Origin of the sequence: Antrihabitans spumae (assembly GCF_043944905.1) — a bacterium.
Classification (GTDB): domain Bacteria; phylum Actinomycetota; class Actinomycetes; order Mycobacteriales; family Mycobacteriaceae; genus Antrihabitans; species Antrihabitans spumae.
On sequence record NZ_JBIMSN010000075.1, the window covers coordinates 1 to 803 of the forward strand.

Here is an 803-nt window from a genome sequence, read left to right on the forward strand (position 1 = left end):
GAACGACGACACCGACTCTCAGCAGCCCTCAGAAGCCGCAATCAATTCGGCAACAGCCTCCGCGACCTCCGAAAGTGCTCACGAGCGCCGCAGGCGCCTCAGCCGCGTGTCACACCTCGTGACTCGAGCACGGGTTTGTAGCCGATGATGCCGACGCTCGAATTCGAGACGTAGAACTCGTATTCGTTGAAGTGGTAGAGCGTCTCGCCTGCGCGCGCGTACCAGGTACCCGGTGACTGATAGGTCGGGTCGTCGATCTCGATCGCCGCACCGTCGCTCAGTCGTAAACCCTTGTAGTAGAACCGGTTCGCTCCGGTGATGCAGATCACGATGAGCGACTTCTCGGTCCGCACGATCGAGACCGCCTGGTTGGTGTAGTTGCACCGTGCGCCCGGGTAATTCAGATAACCCTGGCTGTCGGTGTCGTCGATCGTCACCCCGTGCGCCTGCGCAGGCCCGGCCGCAAGACCTACCGCCATGGCGCAGGCTGCCAATACCCCCGCAAATGACGTGCCGATTGTTCGCTTCATGAGAACCCCCCTTGAGTTGTGTACTTCCTCGCCAAGAATCGCGCGGAAAGTCCACATCGAATAGGCACCCTGGGGGGCTTCTCTTCCACCCTGTGCGGCTACGCCGCTCGTGAGTCCTTTTGGAGGCCAGGACCTCTGTGCTGTCTAGATACATGTGGCACAGATGTGTCTAGATACATGCGGGACACAGTTTAGGCCGCGTCGCGGAGTTTGCCGGTAACGCTTGCTGAGGTCGAGCATCAAGTGACCGATCGCGTCACCGTCGCTGTCGTA

1 protein-coding gene is annotated in these 803 nt (G+C 60.3%); it reads right to left on the minus strand.

Features of this window, described 5'->3' with window-relative positions; translation table 11 throughout:
- Window positions 1-98: 98 nt before the first annotated feature.
- Complete coding sequence (locus tag ACHIRB_RS17630) at window positions 99-530, minus strand: hypothetical protein (protein ID WP_395125664.1); 432 nt, start codon at window positions 528-530, stop codon at window positions 99-101.
- Window positions 531-803: the final 273 nt, after the last annotated feature.

Coding starts and splice junctions, on each gene's coding strand:
- ACHIRB_RS17630 (WP_395125664.1), bottom strand. CDS start 530: ATGAAGCGAACAATCGGCACGTCATTTGCGGGGGTATTGGCAGCCTGC.